The sequence below is a fragment of the Catenibacterium sp. CAG:290 genome (assembly GCF_000437715.1).
Lineage (GTDB): Bacteria > Bacillota_I > Bacilli_A > Erysipelotrichales > Coprobacillaceae > Catenibacterium > Catenibacterium mitsuoka_A.
Map to the genome: position 1 here is coordinate 1 of NZ_FR898763.1, position 2592 is coordinate 2592.

Annotated in this window: 2 protein-coding genes; both read right to left on the reverse strand. The window is 31.4% G+C overall.

What is annotated here, in order from left to right; translation table 11 throughout:
- Positions 1 to 55 precede the first annotated feature (55 nt).
- Positions 56 to 832 (reverse strand): DUF4422 domain-containing protein, encoded by a 777-nt coding sequence (locus QVO42_RS00500; protein ID WP_022424240.1) that lies wholly within the window; start codon positions 830 to 832, stop codon positions 56 to 58.
- A 13-nt stretch (positions 833 to 845) separates the two neighbouring features.
- Complete coding sequence (locus QVO42_RS00505) at positions 846 to 2291, reverse strand: sugar transferase (RefSeq protein WP_022424241.1); 1446 nt, start codon at positions 2289 to 2291, stop codon at positions 846 to 848.
- Between the last annotated feature and the right edge of the window lie 301 nt (positions 2292 to 2592).

Sequence of the window (2592 nt, forward strand, 5' to 3'; positions counted from 1 at the left end):
CCAGTCATTAAACTCATCGCAAGTACAAGTGTTACTATTTTCTTAAATAAACTCATTAAAAACTCTCCCCATACTTCTTATGTAAGAACTTAGCTTTTAAGAATCCCATTCCCTTTTTAAACATATTGATCTTTTCCATATATACAAATGGAACTTCTTTGTAGGTATAACCGTTCTCATTCATCCAAACATCTAATAGTACTTCACTAATTCTACCTGGATAACGTGCATGGAAGCTATTATATTCAGTACCTTCAAATCTTTTAGTAAGTTCAAATAGAATATCAAATAACCATTCACAATAAGCATCAAAATATTCTTTCTTCATCACAAACATATTAAAGGCATGCATTGTTTTACCTTTCATATGCTTATCAAAAGCAGGTAAATATTCTGGACACTTCTCTTCAATAATCTTTCTTGTTTCATCTAATGGTTCAGGATAAAGTGTATGAACATAATGATCATAAATTGTTTCAATATAATAATTACGTCTCTTAGTAACTAGAATATCATTATCCTTTAATAGTTCTTCTGCTTCTTTAGAAGTAAGTACACAATCAAAAGGATCCTTTGTCTTGTTCTTTACTCTAAAATGTCTACGATAATGGGCTAAACCTACATAATCTGCATCTAGGTTTTTCCAAGCCCAATATAATCCTGTCAATTCACAATACTGTGAATTTAAATTAGAAATATTATCACCTGTATTATCACGTGTATATCCAAGATCATCCTTACCTTCTGCACCAACCTGTACAGGAATATACATCTCATCATCAGGCATACGATACTTCTTATGTGTCGCAATAATAATCTTTACTGATGGCATATTCATAACTCCTTTACATTGATCCTTCTTTTTTGAAAACAACCTGTACTGTCTTCAATAGAATCTGAATATCATGACTGAATCTCCAGTTCTTGATATATTCTTTATCTAATCTTGCGATTTCTTCAAAGTCAGTGATATTACTTCTACCACTTACTTGCCATAAACCTGTAATACCTGGCTTAAATGCAAGACGTGCTCTATGACGTAATTCATACTTATTCCATTCATCAAGAGTAGGGGGTCTAGTACCTACTAAACTCATATCACCCTTTAATACATTAAAGAACTGTGGGAATTCATCAAGAGACCAATCTCTAATGAAATTACCAACCCCCTTCTTAATAGTACCATCGGCTTTCTTTTTACAGCCAATAATACGAGGGTCATATTCAAGTTTGAACATCATACCATCTTTAACTCTATTTTGAGCCATAAGCTCTTTCTTACGCTCTTCAGCATCCATATACATACTTCTAAACTTATACATATTGAACACTTTACCATTTCTACCAACTCTCTTCTGTTTAAAGAAGATTGGTCCTGGAGAGGCAATAAAGATAGCTGGGCCTAAGAAGATAGTTAAAATAAGAGTAATCAAGCATCCTACTAAACCACCAAGAATATCAAGTATTCTCTTGGCAATCCAGTCATATTCATTAATAGAGTTCATGCTGACAGTTAATACCTGGTTTTCACCCATTCTTTCAAACTGCTTACGATATCCCTTTAATGAGTTATATTCACTGATTTCTACATGAACAGCGAGTCCCATTTCAGCTAAATCTTTAACTAAAGAAGTAGAGAAAACATCTTCCCTAGGAAGAATCACTAAAGCTTCATCCATCCATTGTCTTAATACGTAATCTATAACAGTATCCTGAGACGCCACAATAGACCAGCCATTTGATTTCTGACCTTCCATATTCTTATCTAGAACCGCAAAACCAACACTCTGGTATTCATCCAAACCAAATATTTTCTTATTCTCTGTAATAGAATCAATAAATTCAGACTCTGTAATCACGATAAGAGATTTTTTATTATTCTTTCTTCTACGTCTTACAATTGGTTTCATCACACAATGTACAATATAAGTAAACATTGCATCAAATACACATGTAAAACCTAAAGTTAAACGTGATACATCATCTTTTTGCGCATAGAAAATATAAGCAGTAGAAACAACCATTAATAATAATGATTTCTCTATTACTTTAATCATTTCTGTAATATTATTACGCTTCAAAATATTCTTTAAAATATTAAAGAATATAATAATTAACATATCTAATAGTGTCATGACTATCGCGATATTGACATACAATGATCTTGTATATATATCAAGTATTCCATGACGCATGTAGTAAGCTAGAAATAGAGCTAACTGTAGACAGATAAGGTCCACAATTAAGAAATCTAAATGCTTCGCCCATCCTCTTAATTTCCTTTTATACATCTTTTTTCACATCCTTATTTTTAAGTTCATACATAAATTACTATACCACAAAATAGTCTATAATTCACTTCATTGCTGTTATTATACCTTATTACAAGCGCTATCTATGTGTAATTTCTGTGAAATCATGTAATTTAAGGCAATATTTTCTTTCCTAATCTTAGTTTACGAATAAGTGCTGTAATAATAATAGTGATAGGAATAACGATAAAAGGCATACCTAAACGATAGAAGATTGACTTTGTATAATTTGTAAGATATAGGTATCTGTTTAAGATTTCAATAATGTAATAATGCATTA